Origin of the sequence: Actinomadura violacea (assembly GCF_017573465.1) — a bacterium.
Lineage (GTDB): Bacteria > Actinomycetota > Actinomycetes > Streptosporangiales > Streptosporangiaceae > Spirillospora > Spirillospora violacea.
Genome location: NZ_JAGEPF010000018.1, coordinates 120725 through 140125, shown reverse-complemented (window position 1 = coordinate 140125; position 19401 = coordinate 120725). Strand labels below are relative to the sequence as shown.

Genomic DNA, 19401 nt, shown 5'->3' with positions numbered 1-19401 from the left:
AGACGGGGACGGGCGACGGGTGTGCCGCGGCTCGGGCGTGCACGTCGGCCCCTCTCAGTGGCCCAGGTGGGCGAAGGACAGAAGAAGGCCGACGATCTCCTTCACGACGCCGGTGGCCTTGTGCCCGGCGGGGGTGGCGCCGAGAAAGCACCCGAAGATCGTGGCGGTGACGAGTGTGGGCCACTGCTTGCCCTTGAGCAGGCAGGTCGTGAACGCGACGGCGAAGGTGATGGCCAGCAGCGCATCGTTTGCGGACATGGGCGATTCACCGTCCTTGGAAAGTGGTGGGGCGCGGCGGCGCCGAGGAGCTACGGCAGGTCATTGAAGGTCCCTTGTGTCGGTGGCGGGGGCCTTGCCTCCGGTCCCAGCCACGTCTAGTATACCTTTGTACACCTTGGTATACCTGGTACACCGAATCATAAACAAGATGTCGTATCGGTTGTCAACCCTGCTTGAATGACCATGGCCAGCCGCGCGCCCCGCTCCCGCCGGAAAGGAACACGCCCGTGCCCACACCGCAGCAGCCCGCCCGGCCGCCGCGCGCGGCCCAGAGCACCCAGGACTTCATCGCCGGCGAACTGCGCGACGGCATCGTGTCCGGGCGCTACCCGGTGGACACCGCGCTGCCGAGCGAGCACGACCTGTGCGCCCGCTACAACGTCGCCCGCAACACCGTGCGCCGCGCGCTGCAACTGCTCATCGACGAAGGGCTCATCGTCAACCGGCCGCGCCGCGGCTACTTCGTCACCAGCTCGCTGACCGCCACCTGGGACCTGAACGCCCGCGTGTGCACCACCACGCAGGCCAGCCCGCTCACGGTGGCCACCGCCGAGCCCGACGAGCACGTCGGCGCCTACCGGCTCGGGGAGCTGCTCGGCCTCGGCGAGTCCGGGCTGGCGGTGTGCCGCGCCCGCGTGTTCCGCGACGAGGGCGGCACCGCCCTGGCCTTCGTCGCCGACTACGTCGACTTCGACATCGCCCGCACCACCCCGCTGATGCGCAAGCAGCCGGTCGATACCGTGCAGGTCGTGGCCGAGGCCACCGGCTCCCAGCCGCACCCACAGCCGCCGCTGGACGACATCCGCATCCGCACCGCGACCGAGGCCGACACCGAGACGCTCGGGCTGCCCGACACCGCCACGGTGCTCACCCAGACCCGCCGCGTGCTGTTCGACCCCGGCGCCCGCTGCCTGGTGGTCGGCCATGCCGTCTACCGCACCGGCCCGGGAATCAACTTCCTGTACGGACCGTAGAAACCCCCGGCCCGCAACGCGGACCGGGGGTTTCGTCGTGCCCGGGGTTCTACTCCGTCCAGTCGCACCAGCCGGCCGAGTCGGCCACGCCCACCACCGCCGGGGACACCACCCAGAACGCCTCGCAGCCGACCACCACGTTCCCGTCCACCACCAGGTGGCCCCACCGGTCGTACTCGATCTTCCCGTCCGCCGTGGTGATGCCGGGGCCCGCCGTGACCGGCTTCTCCTCACACTCCGGGCACACCGGCGTCAGCCACCGGGCGATGCTGTCGGGGTCCTGGGAGAGGGTGCGGCGCACGGCGCTGGCGTACTCCTGGGTGCCCACGGGAAACCTCACGGCTGCTCCTTGCGGTTGGGGCCCGGGTGCTTCAACCGGGCACACCTTCAATGTATGGTCGGTTAACGATCATCGCAAGGGTGACCGGCCCGTGGTCTGCGCGACTTCCTCCAGCACCCGCCACAGGTACCCGGGGCGGTCCCACCGCGGATCGACGAGCGTCACCTGCCACGCCCGCTTGAGCGCCAGCAGCGCCGGGGGCGAGCACACCGCCGCCCACCACGACAGGTCCGCGCGGTCCTGCTGGCGGCCCAGGTCGTCGGCGTAGGACCCGTACTCGCTGACCGTGATGGCCCACTCGCCCGACCGGCGCCGCGTGAACCCCTGGTGGATCCGGTACTCCAGGCCGTGCCGGTCGGCCAGCTCCCGCAGCCGCTCCATCATCGCCTCGCCGCAGAACCCCGTGACGGCGTCGCGCTGCCGCCGGGGCCCGCCCTGCCCGGCCGGGATGTCGCAGTGCGTCTGGGACTCGTCGGTGACGTACCCGGCGCGGTTCACCCGCGCCAGCACCTCGGCCACCGGGCGGGTCTCGGGGTCGGGCGGCCCGTGGTAGGTGGGGGTGGTGGGCAGCCGGCCTTCCAGCCAGTCGGCCGTGAGGCGGCCCAGGTCGGCCAGCGTCCGGGCCCGCGACCATGCCCGCCGCGTCCGCGCCGTCCGGCTCGTCTTGTACAGCACCACGCCCGCGCAGCACAGCTGCACCAGCGCCAGCAGGTAGTAGGCGACGCTGGCGTGCTCGCCGGTGAGGCGCACCCACGCCAGGCTGGCCGCGCCGCTCACGCCGATCCCGTAGGCGAAGGTCCGCACGGTCGCGCACGTGGGGGAGGGGAAGGAAGGCATCCGCTGCTCCTTGATCCAGGGCCCGGGTGCTTCAACCGGGCCGCGTCTTCAATGTGGGTCAGGTTAACAAGGAAGTCAACCCCGCCTCCTTGCGTTCGGCGTTAACCGACCATACATTGAGGGTGTGCCCGGGAAGAGCACCCGGGCCCAAGGTCAAGGAGCAGCACATGGTCACCGCCATCGCACCCCGCACTGTCCGCCCCGCCACCATGGGCGACGTGCACGACGGCCAGCAGTTCCGCACCGACACCGGGTGGGCCACCGCCGTCGGCGACGCCAAGCCCACCGAGGGGCGCACCGGGTTCGTCACCATCACCCGCCGCACCCTCGCCGGGGTGACGATGACCAACGACTACCGCGCCGCCCGCCCCACCACCATCAAGCTGTAGCCCCGCCGCCGGGCCCGCCCCGCCGGGCGGGCCCGGCGCCACCTGTCTGGAACGGAGGAGCCGTGAGCACCACGGAGTGCGACGTCGAACGCTACGACGCAGACGGCCAGTGGAAGCCGGTGAAGACCTTCACCGGCGAGGACTGCCAGACCAAGGCCCTGGAGTGGATCGCCAACCGGATCACCGGCTCGCAGTACCGCGTCCGGCCCAAGAACTGATCACCAGCACCCAAGACCCCGGAGGGACCCCACCGTGAACCGCCGCAGCGAGTACCCGTCCGCCACCATCGCCGGGTTCGCCGGCCGATTCATCGAGCACCTGCTGGCCGACCTCGACGACATGGACGTGCAGAGGTTCGTGTCCGAGCACCTGATGGGCAGCGTGGACGCGAACAACGAGTTCCGGGTGGCCGACGACATCCGCGCGATGCTGAGCGAGGCGCACATCACCATCACCGTCACGCCGCCCACCGGCCGCGTCACCGTCCACACCGAGGGGGCCTGGTGAACGAGCCGGACTTCGGCACCGCCAAGGCCGCCAAGCGGGGCCGCAACCCACGCTGGCCGTACGTGCCCGTCATCGACTACGGCCCACAGACCGGCGTGCACGCCACCAGAACCGAGCAGATCAAGGGCCGCGCGTACGACAACCGGGCTGACGCGGTGGCGTGCGCTCAGCGAGTCATCAACGCCCGCGCCGCCCTCCACGAAACCAAGCTGGCCACCCCGAGACTCCGGGCGCTGCGCGAGCAGCACGGGTTCCCCCGGGAGCTGGTCGGCGCCCAGGTGACGACCAGGCAGGGCCCGCGCATCTTCGGGACCGTCGTGGAACCCAGCGCCATCGAGCGCACCGAAGGCACTGCCGCGCTCAACGTCGACATCTACGGCATCAGGGAGTGTGTGCTCGTCGCGTGGACGCACGGCGGGCGACGCTGGCACCGCCCCGAGGAACTCCGCCTCGTCAAGGAGGGCGAGTGAACGCCAGCGAACGCCAGCCAACGATGTCGAACGGCCCGAACCCGTGGCGCACGGCCGTGCACCGCACCCGCCGCCAGATGCCCGTCCTCGTGCCGCTGGGGGTCGCAGCCGGCCTGCTGGTCGTGCTCACCGGGGCCCCGTACGGCTGGACGCTCGCCGCAGCCGCCGCGATCGGCTACGCCGTCTCCGCCGTCGCCGGCGTCCTGCGCCGCCGCAAGGAGCGGTGACCGTGGCCACCAACCTCAGCGCCGCCCATCTCGAGCGGCTCCGCGAGCAGGCGCGCCGCGACGGCCGGTTCATCGATCCCGACGCGCTGCGCAAGGTGCGCACGACCGGGTTCCACACCGAGTGGGCGACGGCGATCCTCGGCCGCTCCTACCCGGGCCTGCGCGAGCTGCAGGACTGGGAGATCGAGCTGCTGGCGCTGGCGCTGGACGCCGAACCCGACCGGCCCGTCCCGGCCACCGCGCTGGAGCGCCGCGCCACCGCCGACCGCGCCCGGCAGGAACGCGAGCGAGCCGCCGCCGAAGCCGACGCCGCCCGCCGTGAGGTCTGGCACGAGCTGCAAGACCGGCTGCCGGTGCCGGTGATCGTCGGGCACAACTGGACGCTCGTGCACGACCACACCTACCAGTCCGGCGGCGACCACATCGTGGTCGCCGCGGAGCTGCGCGTCGGGCGGCTGTACCGCCCGGCCCGCAACGCGCTGTGCGAGCCGCAGGGCTCGGCGGCCAGCCGACGCGTGTCCCCGCGCAACGGCACCAGCCGGGACCCGCTGCGCGGGTTGGAGCGCGACGACGACGGCCAGGATCGCGTCCCCACCTGCAAGACGTGTCTGAAGACCGCCCACCGGATCGCTCTCGACCCGGAAGGATCGATGGCCATGACTCCCCGAATCCAGGGCAACGCGATGATCGTGTTCCTGCCCGCCGAGGCGGCCTGCGCCGTCGCCGGCCACCTGCGTAACCGGATGGCGCTCGAAGCCCGCGTCATGTCCGGGCAGGCCGACCCCGCCCGCCGCGAGGAGTGCCTGACCCGCATCGAGACCTGGAACCAGCAGGCTGCCATGATCGGGCAGCGGGCCTGGCACCACCCCGCCGACCAGGTGGTGCAGCTCCGCCTCGCCGACCGGTGCTGGCGCGACATCCTCGGCGTCCTGCAGACCACCGAGTTCCAGTACGGCGCCGACGCGGTCGCGGTGACCATCGCCGCTCTGCAGGAAGCGGTCCTGCGCGCCGAGGAAGCCATCGAGCCCGACGGCACCGTGGCGCTGCCCGACGGCCCCTGACCCGCCCGCCACCAGCGAACACGCCACCGCATCGCCTTGCGGCGCATGTTAACCGACCATACAATGAAGTGGTGCCCGGGAAGAGCACCCGGGCCCGACGTCAAGGAGCCTTCATGCCAGCGCGCGAGCCCATGAGCGACCTGATCATCCGCCCTCTCCAGGTGGAGGTGCAGGCCGACAAGGCGGGCAAGAACCCGCACGGCAGCTACGTGGTCACCATGCCGCACTGCACCTGCCCGGACTTCCAGTACCGCGACAAGGCAAACGACGAAGAGCCGCACCTGTGCAAGCACATCCTGGCCGTCCACGCCTCGATGCGCGGGTGGCGCCGCGTGGCCACCGCCGAGGAGGTCGCCGCCGCCGCCGAGCAGCAGCGGGCCGCCGCCATCCTGGCCTCGGTGCCCCACCGGGAACTCACCCGGCTGCTGGCCGAGGCCAAAGCCAACGCAGTCACCGCCAACACCGCCAGCGCCGACATCGCCGCCGCCGGTTCCTGAACCACCGGCCCCCGGGCAACTGCTCCGCCCGGGGGCCGGTCCCACACCCAGCGAGAGGAGCGCCAGGTGCACACGCCGCCGGACATGCTCGTGGACATGCAGGTCGCCACCGGCATTCCGCAGGTGGAGGCGTACCGGGCCGCGCTCGCCCGCCGCACCGAACTGCGCGTCGCCTACGAGCGCGCGAAGGAGTTCGCCGCGTTCGTGGCCAAGGAGTACCTGACCACCACCAAGGTCGGCAGGGAGGGCCGCGCCCGCGCGTTCGAGCGGGAAGCGCAGGCGCTGGAGGCGCTGGCGCAGGACGAGGTCGGGGCGCCGCTGGCGGACCTGGCCTCGGCCGCGATGCGCGCCGCGCCCGAGGCGGTGGCGCGGTGGACCGTGGGCGACGACGCGGCGCACAAGTTCCGCGCGTACTGGAGCGACATCCACGGCCCCGTCCACTGGCGACCCTTGCGATAGGCGTTAACCGACCCCACAATAAAGTGGTGGCCCCGGGAGAAGCACCCGGGACCCGGACTCAAGGAGCAGACCGTGCAGCACGCCGCCACCGCGCAGGCCCTCACCGCCGCCGCCACCGACGTCATCGACGGCCGCATCGCCGCCCTCGCCCATGACGACGGACTCGCCGAGTACCGCCCGGCCCGCCACGCCGCCGTCCGCACCCTGGTGGCGTGGACCAAGAGCGACCGCGCCGTGGTGGTCGACATCACCGGCGGCAACTACCGGCACATGGCGGCCGAGGTGCTCGACACCGCGTCGGCCCAGTTCGACCTGGGGCCCGCCGCCTCCATCATCGACCTTCCCACCGGGGCCATGCTCATCTGGTGACCCCGGCACGGCCCCCGCCCATGCCGGGCGGGGGCCGACATCGTCCGACCTTCCGAAAGGCGAACCCCATGGCCGACTACGGCACGTTCCTGCAGCACACCGGCGACACGCTGGGCGCCGCCGACTTCAGCGACTACGTCCGCCGCGCCCTGGGCGACAAGGCCGGCGACTACAACCACATCAGCCTGGAGGACCACTACCGGCGCGCCATCGACGCCGCCCTGGACGGCACCGGCATCGGCTTCCAGGGCGAGCGGTTCTACGGCCCCGACGCCGTGGACGCGACGTTCAACATCGGCGAGACGATCGCCGGCGCGCTCCACGACGTCGACTTCTGGGAGATCGCCTCCCACCACTCCCGCCACGAGGAGAGGAGGCGGGACGAGGCGCTGAGGGGGATGGCCGAGGCGTTGAAGGCCGACGTCCACTTCGACCACGTCGATTTCGGCTGGAACAGCGACCGGCGCCGCGAGGAGCTGACGATGGTGGCGGCCGGGAACAAGTACGAGCCGGAGATGACCTATCTCGTCTCGGCCTACTGGGGCTACCAGCCGCCGCGCCCCGACATGACGGTGCCCGCCAAGAGCGACCCGGACTGCCTGGCCTTCGAGGTGGAAGCCCTCTGGGAGGAGGAGGGCAGCGGCGAGCAGGTGCAGCGGGCCGCGCTGTGTGCCTCCCTGGCCGAGGTGCTGGCGTTGATGCGCGGGCTGCGCGCCGAGTACGCCGCCCGTGAGGGCGACCCGCTGGGCGTCCCCGAGCAGCCCGGCCACGCCAACCTCACCCCCGTCCCCGAACCCGCGCCCACGGACGTGGACGCGCCGATGGTGGCCGTGGCCGACGTGGGCCGGGCCCTCGCCGCGGCGATGCGGGACGACAGGATCAACCTGGCCGACGCCGTGGACGCCGCCCGCCGGACCAACAACTCCGCTGCGGCGGGGCAGAGGGACGGGCTGATCGCCTACCACTACGTGCTCACGATCGAATGGGACTCCGTGCAGGGCCACCGGGAGTCGCGCACCTGGTTCGACCGCTACTACGTGGCGCCCGGCACGTCCCGGGAAGCGGTGTTCACCGACGTCTTGAAGGACTCCAAGGACATCGCCTTCGAGGACAGTCACAGCGACCCGGGCGTGGAGGACGCCGTGGTCCGGTTCTTCTCATTGGAGCGCGATGCGCTCATCTGATGCCAGACCGACATCAACCGCCCCGGGATCCAGGTTCCGGGGCGGTTCTTTATGCGCCCGCTCGGCGCGTCGTCCGTAACCCGTAACGCGTTGCGGGCTACGGTGCCGTGCCGTGACCGCAGAAACGACGCTGACCAACACCACTTCCCAGCACGAGCGCGAGGCGCTCGAATGCATCGTCCAGCTCGCCACGATGGGCGACATGTACAAGCGCCGCGACCGGGCGCTGGCCGCCATGCATCTGCTGGACGGGCTGAGCCAGGCCGAGGTGGGACGCCGCACCGGCCTGTCGGAGGGCACCGTCCGCATCGCCGTGAAGGTGCACGGGCCCGCACTGAGATCGGCCGCCGCGCAGTTGCAGGAGTCGGCGTGAGCGGCGAGGAACAGGCCGCGGGTCAGGCCGCGGGCCGCAAGAAGCCATCGCTGCCCACCTGGCTGTTCGTGCTGCTGTCGCTGCCGGTGGCGGTGGGCGTGCTGGGGATCGCCGGCATCGGGTTCTACGGCTCGTTCAGCGGCATGCGGACCGCAGCCGAGCCGTACCTTCACCACGACGCGTGGATCGCCCCCATCGGCATCGACTGCGCGATCCTGGTCCTCACCGCCTACGACCTGCTCACCGTCCGGCTGGCCGTCGGGGTGCCGTGGCTGCGGTACGCCGTCCTGGGACTGAACATCGTCACCATCTCGTTCAACACCGCCGCGTCGGATGACCCGATGGGCAAGGCGTTCCACGCGATGATGCCGATCATCTACATCGCCGTGGTGGAGGCGATCCGCCACAGCCTGGGCAAGTGGGTCGACAAGCACGGCGACGAGGCCGTGATGGAGCCGATCCCGTGGAACATGTGGCTGACGCCGCTGTCGACGTTCCGCATGTGGTACCGCCGCAACCGGTGGCGCGTGAAGAGCCTGGACGAGCTGGTGAAGCGCGAGCAGGCGCGGGAGCTGGCGGTGCTGCGGCTCAAGGAGCGCACAGGCAAGCTCGCGCGGTGGTGGTGGCCGTCCTGGAAGAAGAACGCCTCGGCCGACGAGCTGTGGGCCGTGCGCACGTACGCGCTGAACCCCGAGGGCGCCATGCGCAAGACGGCGGCGATGCTCACCCGCGAGACGTTGTCGGCGAACGCGGCTCCGGCCGTGCGTGCACCGGGCAGCCAGCCCGCACTCGACGAGGCGGCGCCGCGCGTGCCCGCGCCCGCGCCGCCCGTGCACGACGCGCAGTCGAGCGCACAGCGCCGTGCACAGCCTGCTGCACAGCCCGCCGTGCACGACGTGCCCAAGCCGGCGGCCGTGCACGAGGACGCCTGGGAGCAGCTCCTCGCTGACCCGGAGGTGGCCGCCGCGTGGGAGGCGTACCGCACGCTGTACGCCGCCAACGGCGCCCGGCCGCGCCCGGCGGAGGTGTGGAAGGAGTCGGGGGTCAAGAAGGACCGGTCGTCGGTGTCGCGGTGGATGTCCAAGCACTTCGACGAGCGGTGGGAGATCGAGCAGGCGAGCGCGCCCGCCGAGCCCGCCGCCGAGACCGTGCGCGAGCCGGAGACCGTGCGCGAACCCGTGCATGCACAGCCCGCCGTGCAGGACCAGGACGCCGCCGCCGTGCACGAGCCCGTGCACGAGACTGTGCGTGCACAGGGCGAGGGTGTGCACGCACAGCCCGTCGTGCACGACGGCGCCGTGCACGCCGTGCAAGCCCCTGACCTGCATGCACACGCGCACACCCCCGCGCACACCCCCGTGCACGACGAGACGCACACCGCCGTGCACACCCCGGGGGAGAGCGTGCAGGACGAGCCCGCCGGCGACGCCGACGAGGCCGCCGACGCAGCCACGGCCGCGCACACCAGCAACGGCAAAGTTCCCGTCGCATGATCACGTGCGGGGTTGCCGCGAGCGTTAACCGACCCCACAATGGGGAGGAGCCCCGGGAGAAGCACCCGGGGCCCGATCAAGGAGCGCGCCCGTGGCAATTCCCAACGACCTCGCCGCCCGGCGGCAGGCCGCCACCCAGACCCGGCCCACCGCCGAGGCGGCGTCATGAGCCGCCGCATCCTGCTTGAGGAACACGAGCAGAACTGCCCCGCGTGCGGGCACCAGAACGGCGTCCACTGCGGAGGAGGCCCGCCCCGCACCGGCGCCGACGGCGACTGGGCCGCGATGTACGACGACCGGTGGCTGAACGCCTCCGGCACCTGCCGCCAACTCGTCGACACCACGCCCGCCGATGCCACGCCCGCCGCCGCGCCCGCCGCCGCGGATGTCCCCGCGGACGAGCCGCCCGGGTCTGCGCCCGTCGGTGTCCACGAGTGCGGTTGCACCGCCCGCACCCGGCTCCAGGCGGTGCGGCGATGAACGTCAGCCCCACCCTGCGGGGCCGCGTGCTGACATGGGCCGCCAACATCACCGACGACCCGGCCGACAGCATCGCTGTCGCCGTCAACGCCCTCCCGCTGCTGGAGTGGCTGCAGGACGCCGTCGACGAGGACGACCTGCGCGCCCGCGAGAGCGCCCTGGGCAAGAGGCACGCCAACCTGATCGCCGCCTCCACCCGTGGAGGCGACGACCCCGCCGAGTTCATCCGCAGCGCGACGGTGCTGTACGCGTTCATCACCGGTGACAGCACGCCGGGCGGTGAGTGGTCGTGATGGGCCGCACGCACGCGCTGACGGGCGCGACGGTGTTCGCCGCCGCCGCGCCCGCCGTCGCGCAGATCGTGCACCTGACGCCGCTGGAGATCGGGCTCGGTGTCGCCGCCACCGCCGGGTTCGCGGTGCTGCCCGACATCGACCACCAGAACTCCGGGGTGACGATGACGTTCGGGCCGGCGACCCGGATGTTCTCGGCGCTGGTGCGGTGGCTGTCGGGCGGGCACCGCAACGGCACGCACTCCTTCCTGGGCGTCGCGGTGGTCACCTTCGCCGCGTTCGGCGGCAACGCCGCCTACAGCGGCGACGTCATGTGGCTGGTCGTCGGCGCCGTCCTGGCCATGCTGCTGATCGCGCTCGGGTACGTCACCGCGCTCACCGACACCGGCGAGGGGCGCGGCGCTCCCGCCTACAAGAAGCCGTGGCACGGCCCGGCCGCGCTCGCCACCACCGCCGGCCTGGCCGCCGTGTTCACCGCCGCAGCCAAGGTCTACGGCGACGTGGCAGGCAAGGCGGTCCTGGCCGCGCTGCTGGTGCTGGCGCTGGCCTCCCTGATCCGGCTGTGGCACATCCGCGGCCTGCTCGACGACATCGCGCCGCTGCCCATCACCTGGGCGCTGATGCACTTCCACGTCGACCTTCGGGTGGTGCCCGTTGCAACGATGCTGGGCGCGCTGACCCACATCGCCGGCGACATGGTCACCCCCGGCGGCTGCCCGCTCGGCTGGCCCTGGTCGCAGACCATGCGGGGCGTGGACCTGATCGAGGTGAACGGGGAGGCCGAGAACGGGCCCGTGTACTTCGGGTTCACCGCCGCGCTGGCCGCCGCGATGCTGCTGTCGTTCGGGCCGTGGGGGCTGACGGTGGCGGTGCTGCCGCTGCTGGCACCCCGCCCCAAACGCCGCGACGGCAACCGCGGCGACCGCAAGCCGCGGCGGGGGAGGGGGCGCGCCCGCCGCTGACCGCCCGCCAGCTCAACGCCTCCGGTGCCCGCCGCGCCGGGGGCGTTTCGCTGCCCGCCCTCTTGCATCGGACGTTAACCGACCCCACAATGAAGACGTGCCCGGGAGAAGCACCCGGGCCCCACTCCAAGGAGCACCAGCCATGGTCCGCTACGGCGACTTCGTCCCCGGCCGCAACCCGGCCAAGCCCCTGCCCACCCCCGGGTCTGATGAGGTCCGCGCGCTGGGCGACTTCATCGCCGGCAGCGACTCCTACATCGTGATGTCCAGCGGGCGGGTGCCCGCCTGGCACCACCGCCTCGGCGAGGTGGGCCCGGTGCCCGGCTGGTACATCATCGGCGGCTTGAACTGACCACCCCCGACACCCCAGGAGCAGACATGGACGCCACCACCACCCATCCGGTCCTGACCGTCCGCACCGGCGAGCACGACGCCGCCGACCCGGCGTGGCGCGTCGCCCACGCCAACGAGACCATCCAGCACGTCACCCTGGCCTACTTCGAGGGCAACGCCGACGGCACGCCCCGGCAGGCCGACGACGGCACCTTCCGCGTGCACGCGGTCGCCCGGGGCACCCTGGACGCCCTGCGCGACATCCTCACCCGCCACGAGCTGTTCGAGATCGTGGCCGAGACCGAGGAGGCCGGCACCGGCATCATCGTCGCCTTCCCATCCGGCCAGTGACGCGCTGAGCCCCGCCACCGCCCTGCCCCGACCCCACGACTGGAGACGCATGTACCCCGACCGCACCCTGCGGGACCTGCTGAAGCGGGCCGCCGCCGGACACTGCTTCGACGAGCCGTTCGGCACCTTCATCTGCCTCGACTCCGCCGCCCGCCTGTACGGCGCCGTCGCCGACGACCTGGACGACGGCAACTGCTGCGCGCCCGGCGCCGCCCCCGGCTCCGCCGGGCACGACCCCGGCAAGCTGCCCGTCGTGCTGGAGTCCAGCGACGGAGACACCGCGACCCTGAACGTCGGCGGGCTGCGGTTCAACGTCGAGCTTCAGATCGGCGGCGGACCCGACACCGTCTGCATGCTGTGCACGGCCGCCGGGTGCCCGAACCCAGCGCTCACCCGCACCCGCCTGGCCCGGTACTGCGAGAACCACCTCGGCCACGTCGACGAGGTGGCCATGGACGTGCTGGGCATCCCGCTCGCCGGGGACGACCGGGCGCCCGACTGGGAGGAGCAGGCGGCCCGCGACATCCGCGAGCAGCGCCTGGACGCCTGGGAGCACGCGACCGTCGCGACCGTCGACGTCCTGAAGGGCCGCGTCCTGCACCGCATCAACCGGCACCGCGCACGGGCGGGGAAGTAGCCGCCCGGCCAGCGCGTTCTTTGTCGCGCCCTCCTTGCGTTCGGCGTTAACCGACCATACATTGAATGGTGGGCCCCGGTGGAAGCGCCCGGGGCCGCAACGACAAGGAGCAGCACGTGCCTGTGAAGACCAACGCCAAGCAGGACAAGGTCGCCGCGCTCTCGCACCGCATCGACGCACTGACCCAGATCATCGACCGTCCCACCACCAGGGAAGAGGAGCGTGACGCCGCGCGCCGCGCCCTGCTGCGGCTCAGGGCCAAGGAGAAGGAGCAGTGGGAGGAGGCCGCGCAGTCCAGCGGCTACTACCAGCGGCCCGACGGGTGGGCGGGCGCCAAGTACGAGCCGGGCAAGTTCATGGGCGCCACCGAGCTGGCCGCCGCGATCCGCAAGGACATCGCCCTGGCGCGCAAGCTCGGCAAGCAGAGCAGGAAGGCGCAGGCGGGGGCGCTGGTGAAGTCGGGCGTGGTCGCGGTGCCCTACGCCGACCCGATCGGCGACGCCCCCGACTTCATCCGGATCTTCGTGCGGCGCAACATCTATTCGGGCGGCCGCTCGATCGACATCACGATCAAGAACGTGCCCGCCGACTGGTGGGTCACCAAGACCGCCTACTGGGACGACAACGTCAAGTACAAGGACGCCGGGCCCGAACTCGCCGCGCTCGGGCAGGCGCTGAAGGATCTTGCCAACGCCTACAACTACGACCGCAGTGACATCCAGACCGACTACTTCGACGTCAACTTCTACCTGCACGTGGTGGCCGACGGGCACGGCGAGGGCGACTACCCCCAACACTTCAAGACCAGCGACCGCTGAGCCCGCGCGAGCCCGAGCGCCGCCCGCCCCGGCACCCCGGGGGCGGGCGGCGCTCGCCGTACCGGCCCGCTGGCCGCATCCGGCACGCCGCCGGACGCGAAGGAATCGGCGTTGCCCGGCCGCCGACGCCCGCCCTGACTACGCTCGACACCGACCACGACGGCGCCGCCGCGCACGCCGCCGCGGGTCGCCCCGGTCCTGGCCGCCCCCGGCCCGGACACCGCCCCGCTGGCCGTCGACGATGACGGCTGCCCCCACACCGGAGCACGGCAATGATCGAGATCTACGGGACGCCCGACGGCGGGGTCCGCGTTTCCGGCGCCCGCGCCGGCGACGGCGTCTTCGACGCCTACGACCCCGGCGCCGACGGCATGCTGCTGTGGTCGGCCATCCTGCGCGGCGACGACGGCCAGGAGATGCGCGTCATCGGCGTCCACGACGGCACGTGGTCGTTCGGCCTCGGCCAGACCGACGAGGACACCCCGCTGCCCGACTGGGAGATGCGGGTGTCCACCCGCCTGGAGGTCGACGCGCCCGACGCCGACCTGCCCAAGCACGGCCCCCGCGAGACGCCGCTGCCGCCCACCGTGCAGCTGCGCGTGTGGCCCGGCGCCGTGAAGATCCGGCTGGCGGACGTCAAGTCGGCCGGGCGCCGCCGCCGCCGCGTGCGACCCGCCTGACCTGCGCTGTTCTTTGCACTGCCCCTCCTTGCACTGGGCGTTAACCGACCATACATTGAGGGTGTGCCCGGGAGAAGCACCCGGGCCCAACCGCAAGGAGCAGCCATGTACCAGCCCACCGCCCTCATCGTGTGGACCCCCGCCGAGCCCGGCGACGAGCGGTTCGGGTTCTCCTACGGCAGCTTCACCGACGCCGACGAGGCGGCCCGGGAGGCCGACAAGCTGAGGGCGGCGGGCCGCACGGTGGAGCTGGTCACCGACCCCGAGCAGGCGCGCGTCCGCTACCGGGAGGTGGTGGACGCCGCGCGCGCCGCCTACAAGGCCAAGCAGGAGGCCGCGGTGCGCCGCGCCAACACGCCCGTCCTCGGCAAGGGCGCCACGCACGCCATGCCCCAGGACCGGATGCCGTTCGTGGTCACCGCCATCAGCCCCTCGGGCGCGAAGGTGGCGCTGGAGGCGCTGCGGACGGTGGGCGGCCATACCGGGCACAAGCCGGCCTACCACGTGGGCCCGTGGCCGGTGTGGGACCACGAGTACAGCGACGCCGAGCTGGAGACGATGCGGTACGAGGGCCCGGAGCTTCGGCAGTACGCGCATCGCCGCAAGGACGGCCGCTACTACATGGACGGGCAGCGGGTGTACTTCGGCGGCGCCCGGTACCGCCGCAGCTACGCCGACTGAAAATTTCAGGACCTCTTCGGCCCGTCCCCGCGCACGCAGGGGCGGGCCGCTCCATACTTGCAGGAATCCGCCTGTACGCCCCTGGGCGGCCCATAGCCGCGCTGTTCACCGACCCCACAATGGAAGTGCCCCTGTGTTCACCGTCGTGTCCCGGCGGCGCGTTGCGACGATCCCCGTGGCGCCCGCGTCCGGCCGCGTCTACCCCTACATCCCGCCCGCCGCGCACCGACCCCCCGCAGGCGCCGGCGACCGGGAGGTGGTGCGGATGCGCTTCCAGCAGTGCCGCACCCGGTGCGGCGCCCGCCTGCACGCCGCCCGCCAGTGGCTCGCGGGCGCCACCGACATCCGCATCCTCGAAGGCTCGGTGTCGACCGCCGCCGCGCCGTTGCTGGACGACGACGGCACGGGGCGACGCTAACCACCCGCGCCCGCCACCATCACCGCCTCGGCACCCGCCTCGGCACACCCTCGGCACACCAAGGAGACACAGTGAAGGACCAGTGCGACTTCCAGCCCGGCCACGAGCCCGGCGACCTCATCGTCATCGATCTGGAGACAACCCGGCTGCGGCCCTCGCATCTGCCCGGCGGTCGCCGCGCCTGGGAGATCGGCGGGCTGCGCGTCAACGCCGACGGCTCCCGCAACAAGCTGCACCTGTTCACCGACATCGACTATCTCGGGCTGGAGGGCATCCTGGCCCGCGAGTGCCCCGACGCCGCCCGCGCCCTGTCCGAAGGCGGCGACGACGCCCCCACCCCCGGCCACCAGGGCACCTGGTTCCACCACCTGCCCGAGGACGTCTGCGAGTCGCTGGACATCGGCGGGTTCCACCAACGGCACCCCCAGCGCAACCCCGCCGTCGGCCCGACCGCCCCGGTGTGCACCGACATGTCGGCGGCGCAGACGCTGATGGACGGCCCGTGGCTGCGCGGCAACCCCACGCTCGTCGGCGCCGTCCCGGGCTTCGACGAGTCGACGCTGCGGGACCTGCTCATCCGCACCCGGCTGATCGACTACGACTCCACCCCGTGGCACTACCACCTGATGGACGCCGAGACCTACGCCGCCGGGGCGCTGGGCTGGGTGCCGCCGTACTCCTCCGACGCGCTCACGGCCGCGCTCGGTCTGGACCCCACCGGGTACGCCCGCCACCACGCCTACGACGACGCGGTGTGGGCCTACGACCTGCTCATGGCCGCCCGCCGGTACACGCTGGAGCGGTCGTGATCCTCTGGTCGCAGGAGTCGCCGCTGCCCGGCCGGAAACTGGTCCGCCGCGCCGAGCCCCGCCGCGGCCTGCGCGCGGCGCGCCGCCCCCGGCTGTGGAGCCGGGGGCGGCACCGGCTGCGGCTGGCGTTCAAGCCGTGACGGCGCGGCGGGTCCTGGTGACCGGGTCACGGAACTGGCCCTGGCCGGCGACCGTCACCGACGCGCTCGATGCGCAGCGGGCCCGCCTCCGCGCCGGGGACGTGCTGGTCGTGGTGGTCGGCTACGACCCCGACCGCGACTACCCGCCCGGCGTCGACCGCATCGCCCACCAGTGGGCCCGCCACCACCAGCGCAACCCGGCGGCGGGCCTGGCCGCCGTCGCCGTCGAGCCGCACCCCGCCGACTGGCGCACCTGCGCCCCCGACTGCAACCCCCGCGACCACGGGCACCGCCGCGCCACCCGGGGCGGCAAGCTCACCCATTGCCCGACCGCCGGGTTCCGCCGCAACGCCGAGATGGTCGAGACCGGCGCCGACGTGGCGCTGGCGTGGTGCCTGGACGACTCGCACGGCACCGTGGACTGCGTGGCGCGGATCCGCGCCGCCCGTATGAACGTCGCAGCCCAGTTCGTCTACACGCCCGCCGCGTAGACCCTTGCATTGGACGTTAACCGACCATACATTGAAGGGGTACGGCCCCGGTTGAAGCACCCGGGACCACAACGCAAGGAGCAGAACATGGCGAAGCCGCAGTACACGGCCGGGTCGAGCTTCCAGCGCAAGCGCCCCTACCGCACGGCGCAGGAGGCCATCGACTCCATCGCCCGCCTGTGGGTCGACGGCCAGCCGCAGACCCTCTACAAGCTGGAGGCCGACGGCGAGTACCGCGCGCAGATCACGTTCCACTCCCGGCCCGACGCGACCGTACCCGCCGAGCCGACCGGCGCCTGACCCGCACCACCCACCGGGCCCGGGGAGAAGCACCCCGGGCCCACGCCTTCGTCAAGGAGAACGTCATGGCCCACCGCACCCGGCCCACCGAGTTGCCCCGCGATTCCCGCCTGATGCGCCGCCGCCTGCGCGCCGCCGACGCCGCCGAGCGCGGCAGCCGCAGCCAGCGCCGCCGCACCGCCGCCGAGAACTCGATGCTGCTGGCCCGCTAGACGGGCCCGGACAAGGAGACGCGATGGACATCACCGGCCAGACCGTGAAGGACCTGGTGGAGGGCAACGACTACGTCGCCGCCATCTGGGAGGTGGCGGTGGACACCTACCGCGAGCAGCAGATGATCGTGGCCGAGGGCGGGGTGGACTGGCGGGAGGCCGCGCGCGGCTCGTCCCTGGCCACGCTCGGGTCGCAGCGGGCACTGGCGCAGGTCGTGCTCGTCGCCGTGCACGGCGAGCGCCGCCAGTGGAGCATCGGCGAGTACCTGGGCGCGACGAAGGCCGCCCGGGTTGCGGTTCACACCGAGTGCGGCCGCCTGCACAACCCCGTCGGGCTGGAGGAATGGCAGCGCGGGAAGCGCCGGCCGAACCGCGGCTGAACGCCCCGCCGACAGGCCCCGGACAAGCCCCCGCCGCCCCCTTGCGGCGGGGGCCCTGCGTGTGCTTACGGGCACCGCGCGTAACGTTTCGCACCCAGGTGCGACATGGGATGCTGCCAGATGTGGCCAAGCGGAGCAGGTACTGGCCCGCCGCGACTCCCACGGAGTTGCCGGAGGGCGTGCGAGCGGAGGAGGTGACGGCGATATGCGCGGTCGGGTTGACCACCGGGAACGCGACGGCACATCGAAGTTGCGACGGAAGAGTGCAACGTCTGCGCAACGGAGTCGTCACCTACGACAGATGCGAGTGTCCGGTGTGCGTCCACCGGGAGCTGAATACCCTTCCCCCCGAAGCGAATCGGACGACGATTGGCGGCGAGTCGTGATGCAGCGAATCGGTAAGCACATCAGGGACCGCCGGCTCGCCCTGGGGCTGAGCGTCCCCCGGCTCGCCAACGCCGCAGAGACCACCACCCGCTACATGGAAATGATTGAAGCGGGGTCGCGGTACCCATCATTGATGACGCTGTTCCGGATCGCCGCAGCGCTGGACACCACGGCCTCCGAACTGCTGGTCGGCGTTGAAGCGCCGCTGGCGTCAGTCGGCTGACCTGCCCTAACCCGTAAGCCCGCCGGGGCGAAGGGGGCGACCCCCGGCGGGCTTTCGGTCTGCCCGCGACACGAACAATGAGTTCGGCCGAACTGCTTGTTCGGGGGTGTTGCGCCGCGTATCGTGCCAAACGCTAACGGTGATCAGTGGGGGACTTGGGGGCCCGGATGATGCGCATGAGCACCGCCACCATGCATGGCGCGCCGCCGTCGGCCTACGCCGCCGCGGACCTGCTCGCCGCCGAGATCGAGCGCCACCACCTGGACGGACGCGCGTTCACCCGCGACGGCCGCGCGTTCACCCGCGCCTCGATCCCCGGCGCACCCTCCGCCCACGTCGACGTGGAATGCAGCCGCCAGGGCGTGTCCTGGTGCTTCGCCACCGCGTACGGGGCCATCGGCGAATCGCCGGCGACCGCCGCCACCTACCTGGCGCACCTGTTCGGGGTGGCGCAGTGAGCATCGTCGACACCCACCCGGCCGCGCAGACGCTCGCCGCGGCGCTGGCCCGCCAGGGCGTCAGGTCCCGCCTCGTGCCGCTCGGGCTGATGACCGACGAGCTGTTCATCGCGGTGTCACGGCTGTCGGGCCGCTTCCGGTGGGTCGAGGGCGGCAACGTGCGCCACCACGAGGTGACCGATCCGGGCGGCGCCGCCGCCCGGATCGCCAACTGCCACGACCGGCTGTTCGTGGCGCCCGGCCGACCCGCCGGGTAAATCCTCGAGTTCGGGACGCGCCCTGCTGCTCCGGTGGCCACAACTACCGCATGCGTGCCGCGCGTCCCGCCAGTCCCGGGCTGCCCGCCAAAGGAAAAGGGGGGGTGGGCGGCCCGGGACACCACTTCCCAGCGCCCCCTACGCCGATGGACGACGCCACGCCCCAGCCGGCCCCGCCCCGCTACCCGGACGCGCCCGCGCCCGGCATGCACGCCGCGCCGCCGTACCAGGACTTCTCCGGGACACGCCCCGCCCCGCCCGCCTTCATCCCGCTGCTGCCCGACACCCCGATCTACGACCGGCTGGCCGCCGAGTGGAAGGCGCGCACCGCCGAGCCCGCCACCGGGCCCGCCGAGGCGCCCACCGCCAACCGGGAACCGCAGGCCGACCAGCCGGACACCGACCGGCCGGAGGGCGAGCAGGCCGAGGAGCCGAAGGCCGAGGAGCCGGGCGGCTCGTCGCGCCGCACCCGCAAGCGCGGCAACCGGCACACGCCGGCCTCCTGAGCGGGCCGCTCGGCGCGGCGTTGCGGGCCCCGACATGGCGGCGGCCCGCACGGAGTGCGGCGCGCCGAGCGGCCACCACAGCCACACCCGCCCCCTGCCCGGCCCCTACGTGCGCAGGGCGCGACG

The 19401-nt window shown here is 72.6% G+C and carries 36 protein-coding genes; 33 read left to right on the top strand and 3 right to left on the bottom strand.

Going from position 1 to position 19401, the window contains the following annotated elements; genetic code table 11:
* Positions 1-54: 54 nt before the first annotated feature.
* On the bottom strand, positions 55-258 hold the full coding sequence (locus J4709_RS29085; protein ID WP_208245026.1) for a hypothetical protein: 204 nt from the start codon (positions 256-258) through the stop codon (positions 55-57).
* Between the two features lie 248 nt (positions 259-506).
* Here J4709_RS29085 and J4709_RS29080 point away from each other — a divergent pair, with 248 nt between their 5' ends.
* Complete coding sequence (locus J4709_RS29080) at positions 507-1253, top strand: GntR family transcriptional regulator (protein WP_208245024.1); 747 nt, start codon at positions 507-509, stop codon at positions 1251-1253.
* 49 nt (positions 1254-1302) lie between these two features.
* Here J4709_RS29080 and J4709_RS29075 read toward each other — a convergent pair whose 3' ends face one another.
* Positions 1303-1593 carry a hypothetical protein gene (locus J4709_RS29075; RefSeq protein ID WP_208245022.1) on the bottom strand — a complete coding sequence of 97 codons (291 nt, stop codon included), beginning with the start codon at positions 1591-1593 and terminating at the stop codon, positions 1303-1305.
* 69 nt (positions 1594-1662) lie between these two features.
* Positions 1663-2430: a DUF6919 domain-containing protein gene (locus tag J4709_RS29070; protein WP_208245020.1), complete on the bottom strand. Its 768-nt coding sequence runs from the start codon at positions 2428-2430 to the stop codon at positions 1663-1665.
* A 167-nt stretch (positions 2431-2597) separates the two neighbouring features.
* On the opposite strand from J4709_RS29070, the gene J4709_RS29065 reads away from it, so the two are divergent.
* The 32 genes from J4709_RS29065 (at position 2598) to J4709_RS28910 (ending at position 19275) form a co-directional block, all read left to right on the top strand.
* Positions 2598-2819, top strand: coding sequence for a hypothetical protein (locus J4709_RS29065; RefSeq protein WP_208245019.1), 222 nt, complete (start codon positions 2598-2600; stop codon positions 2817-2819).
* A 62-nt stretch (positions 2820-2881) separates the two neighbouring features.
* The gene (locus J4709_RS29060; protein ID WP_208245010.1) at positions 2882-3037 is read left to right on the top strand and encodes a hypothetical protein; all 156 of its coding nucleotides are present in this window, start codon (positions 2882-2884) and stop codon (positions 3035-3037) included.
* A 34-nt stretch (positions 3038-3071) separates the two neighbouring features.
* A complete protein-coding gene (locus J4709_RS29055) occupies positions 3072-3326 on the top strand; it encodes a hypothetical protein (RefSeq protein ID WP_208245008.1) in 255 nt (84 codons plus the stop codon).
* A complete protein-coding gene (locus J4709_RS29050; protein WP_208245006.1) occupies positions 3323-3796 on the top strand; it encodes a hypothetical protein in 474 nt (157 codons plus the stop codon). The genes J4709_RS29055 and J4709_RS29050 overlap by 4 nt, the downstream gene beginning before the upstream one ends.
* Positions 3793-4023 (top strand): hypothetical protein, encoded by a 231-nt coding sequence (locus tag J4709_RS29045; RefSeq protein WP_208245004.1) that lies wholly within the window; start codon positions 3793-3795, stop codon positions 4021-4023. Before J4709_RS29050 ends, J4709_RS29045 begins: the two co-directional genes overlap by 4 nt.
* Positions 4024-4025: 2 nt before the next feature.
* A complete protein-coding gene (locus tag J4709_RS29040) occupies positions 4026-5084 on the top strand; it encodes a DUF8336 domain-containing protein (protein ID WP_208245003.1) in 1059 nt (352 codons plus the stop codon).
* Positions 5085-5197: 113 nt separating this feature from the next.
* Positions 5198-5581: an SWIM zinc finger family protein gene (locus tag J4709_RS29035; RefSeq protein ID WP_208245001.1), complete on the top strand. Its 384-nt coding sequence runs from the start codon at positions 5198-5200 to the stop codon at positions 5579-5581.
* 66 nt (positions 5582-5647) lie between these two features.
* On the top strand, positions 5648-6040 hold the full coding sequence (locus J4709_RS29030) for a hypothetical protein (protein ID WP_208244999.1): 393 nt from the start codon (positions 5648-5650) through the stop codon (positions 6038-6040).
* 72 nt (positions 6041-6112) lie between these two features.
* Positions 6113-6409 (top strand): hypothetical protein, encoded by a 297-nt coding sequence (locus tag J4709_RS29025; RefSeq protein WP_208244997.1) that lies wholly within the window; start codon positions 6113-6115, stop codon positions 6407-6409.
* Between the two features lie 68 nt (positions 6410-6477).
* Entirely contained in the window at positions 6478-7593 is a 1116-nt protein-coding gene (locus tag J4709_RS29020) for a hypothetical protein (RefSeq protein WP_208244995.1), read from the top strand.
* A gap of 112 nt (positions 7594-7705) precedes the next feature.
* A complete protein-coding gene (locus J4709_RS55795; RefSeq protein ID WP_208244993.1) occupies positions 7706-7966 on the top strand; it encodes a helix-turn-helix domain-containing protein in 261 nt (86 codons plus the stop codon).
* The gene (locus J4709_RS29010) at positions 7963-9459 is read left to right on the top strand and encodes a DUF2637 domain-containing protein (protein WP_208244990.1); all 1497 of its coding nucleotides are present in this window, start codon (positions 7963-7965) and stop codon (positions 9457-9459) included. Before J4709_RS55795 ends, J4709_RS29010 begins: the two co-directional genes overlap by 4 nt.
* 165 nt (positions 9460-9624) lie before the next feature.
* On the top strand, positions 9625-9939 hold the full coding sequence (locus J4709_RS29005; RefSeq protein WP_208244989.1) for a hypothetical protein: 315 nt from the start codon (positions 9625-9627) through the stop codon (positions 9937-9939).
* A complete protein-coding gene (locus J4709_RS29000) occupies positions 9936-10232 on the top strand; it encodes a hypothetical protein (protein ID WP_208244987.1) in 297 nt (98 codons plus the stop codon). Before J4709_RS29005 ends, J4709_RS29000 begins: the two co-directional genes overlap by 4 nt.
* Entirely contained in the window at positions 10232-11194 is a 963-nt protein-coding gene (locus J4709_RS28995) for a metal-dependent hydrolase (RefSeq protein WP_208244985.1), read from the top strand. Before J4709_RS29000 ends, J4709_RS28995 begins: the two co-directional genes overlap by 1 nt.
* A gap of 142 nt (positions 11195-11336) precedes the next feature.
* A complete protein-coding gene (locus tag J4709_RS28990) occupies positions 11337-11546 on the top strand; it encodes a hypothetical protein (RefSeq protein WP_208244983.1) in 210 nt (69 codons plus the stop codon).
* Between the two features lie 26 nt (positions 11547-11572).
* Positions 11573-11878, top strand: a complete 306-nt coding sequence (locus J4709_RS28985; protein WP_208244981.1) for a hypothetical protein — start codon at positions 11573-11575, stop codon at positions 11876-11878.
* Positions 11879-11927: 49 nt separating this feature from the next.
* Complete coding sequence (locus J4709_RS28980) at positions 11928-12515, top strand: hypothetical protein (RefSeq protein WP_208244979.1); 588 nt, start codon at positions 11928-11930, stop codon at positions 12513-12515.
* A gap of 116 nt (positions 12516-12631) precedes the next feature.
* Positions 12632-13333: a hypothetical protein gene (locus J4709_RS28975; RefSeq protein ID WP_208244977.1), complete on the top strand. Its 702-nt coding sequence runs from the start codon at positions 12632-12634 to the stop codon at positions 13331-13333.
* A 272-nt stretch (positions 13334-13605) separates the two neighbouring features.
* Positions 13606-14013, top strand: a complete 408-nt coding sequence (locus J4709_RS28970) for a hypothetical protein (protein ID WP_208244975.1) — start codon at positions 13606-13608, stop codon at positions 14011-14013.
* Between the two features lie 105 nt (positions 14014-14118).
* A complete protein-coding gene (locus tag J4709_RS28965; RefSeq protein WP_208244973.1) occupies positions 14119-14694 on the top strand; it encodes a hypothetical protein in 576 nt (191 codons plus the stop codon).
* Positions 14695-14827: 133 nt separating this feature from the next.
* The gene (locus tag J4709_RS28960; RefSeq protein WP_208244971.1) at positions 14828-15112 is read left to right on the top strand and encodes a hypothetical protein; all 285 of its coding nucleotides are present in this window, start codon (positions 14828-14830) and stop codon (positions 15110-15112) included.
* A gap of 71 nt (positions 15113-15183) precedes the next feature.
* Positions 15184-15921, top strand: a complete 738-nt coding sequence (locus tag J4709_RS28955; RefSeq protein WP_208244970.1) for a hypothetical protein — start codon at positions 15184-15186, stop codon at positions 15919-15921.
* The gene (locus J4709_RS28950) at positions 15918-16061 is read left to right on the top strand and encodes a hypothetical protein (RefSeq protein WP_208244968.1); all 144 of its coding nucleotides are present in this window, start codon (positions 15918-15920) and stop codon (positions 16059-16061) included. The genes J4709_RS28955 and J4709_RS28950 overlap by 4 nt, the downstream gene beginning before the upstream one ends.
* Positions 16058-16552 (top strand): hypothetical protein, encoded by a 495-nt coding sequence (locus J4709_RS28945; RefSeq protein WP_208244966.1) that lies wholly within the window; start codon positions 16058-16060, stop codon positions 16550-16552. Before J4709_RS28950 ends, J4709_RS28945 begins: the two co-directional genes overlap by 4 nt.
* An 87-nt stretch (positions 16553-16639) precedes the next feature.
* Positions 16640-16852 (top strand): hypothetical protein, encoded by a 213-nt coding sequence (locus J4709_RS28940; RefSeq protein ID WP_208244963.1) that lies wholly within the window; start codon positions 16640-16642, stop codon positions 16850-16852.
* Between the two features lie 65 nt (positions 16853-16917).
* Positions 16918-17064, top strand: a complete 147-nt coding sequence (locus tag J4709_RS28935) for a hypothetical protein (RefSeq protein WP_208244962.1) — start codon at positions 16918-16920, stop codon at positions 17062-17064.
* Positions 17065-17087: 23 nt separating this feature from the next.
* On the top strand, positions 17088-17444 hold the full coding sequence (locus tag J4709_RS28930) for a hypothetical protein (protein ID WP_208244960.1): 357 nt from the start codon (positions 17088-17090) through the stop codon (positions 17442-17444).
* Positions 17445-17829: 385 nt separating this feature from the next.
* Positions 17830-18054 carry a helix-turn-helix domain-containing protein gene (locus J4709_RS28925; RefSeq protein WP_372442164.1) on the top strand — a complete coding sequence of 75 codons (225 nt, stop codon included), beginning with the start codon at positions 17830-17832 and terminating at the stop codon, positions 18052-18054.
* Positions 18055-18230: 176 nt separating this feature from the next.
* The gene (locus J4709_RS28920) at positions 18231-18512 is read left to right on the top strand and encodes a hypothetical protein (protein ID WP_208244956.1); all 282 of its coding nucleotides are present in this window, start codon (positions 18231-18233) and stop codon (positions 18510-18512) included.
* On the top strand, positions 18509-18769 hold the full coding sequence (locus J4709_RS28915) for a hypothetical protein (protein WP_208244954.1): 261 nt from the start codon (positions 18509-18511) through the stop codon (positions 18767-18769). Before J4709_RS28920 ends, J4709_RS28915 begins: the two co-directional genes overlap by 4 nt.
* A gap of 146 nt (positions 18770-18915) precedes the next feature.
* Positions 18916-19275, top strand: coding sequence for a hypothetical protein (locus J4709_RS28910; protein WP_208244953.1), 360 nt, complete (start codon positions 18916-18918; stop codon positions 19273-19275).
* The last annotated feature ends 126 nt before the right edge of the window (positions 19276-19401 follow it).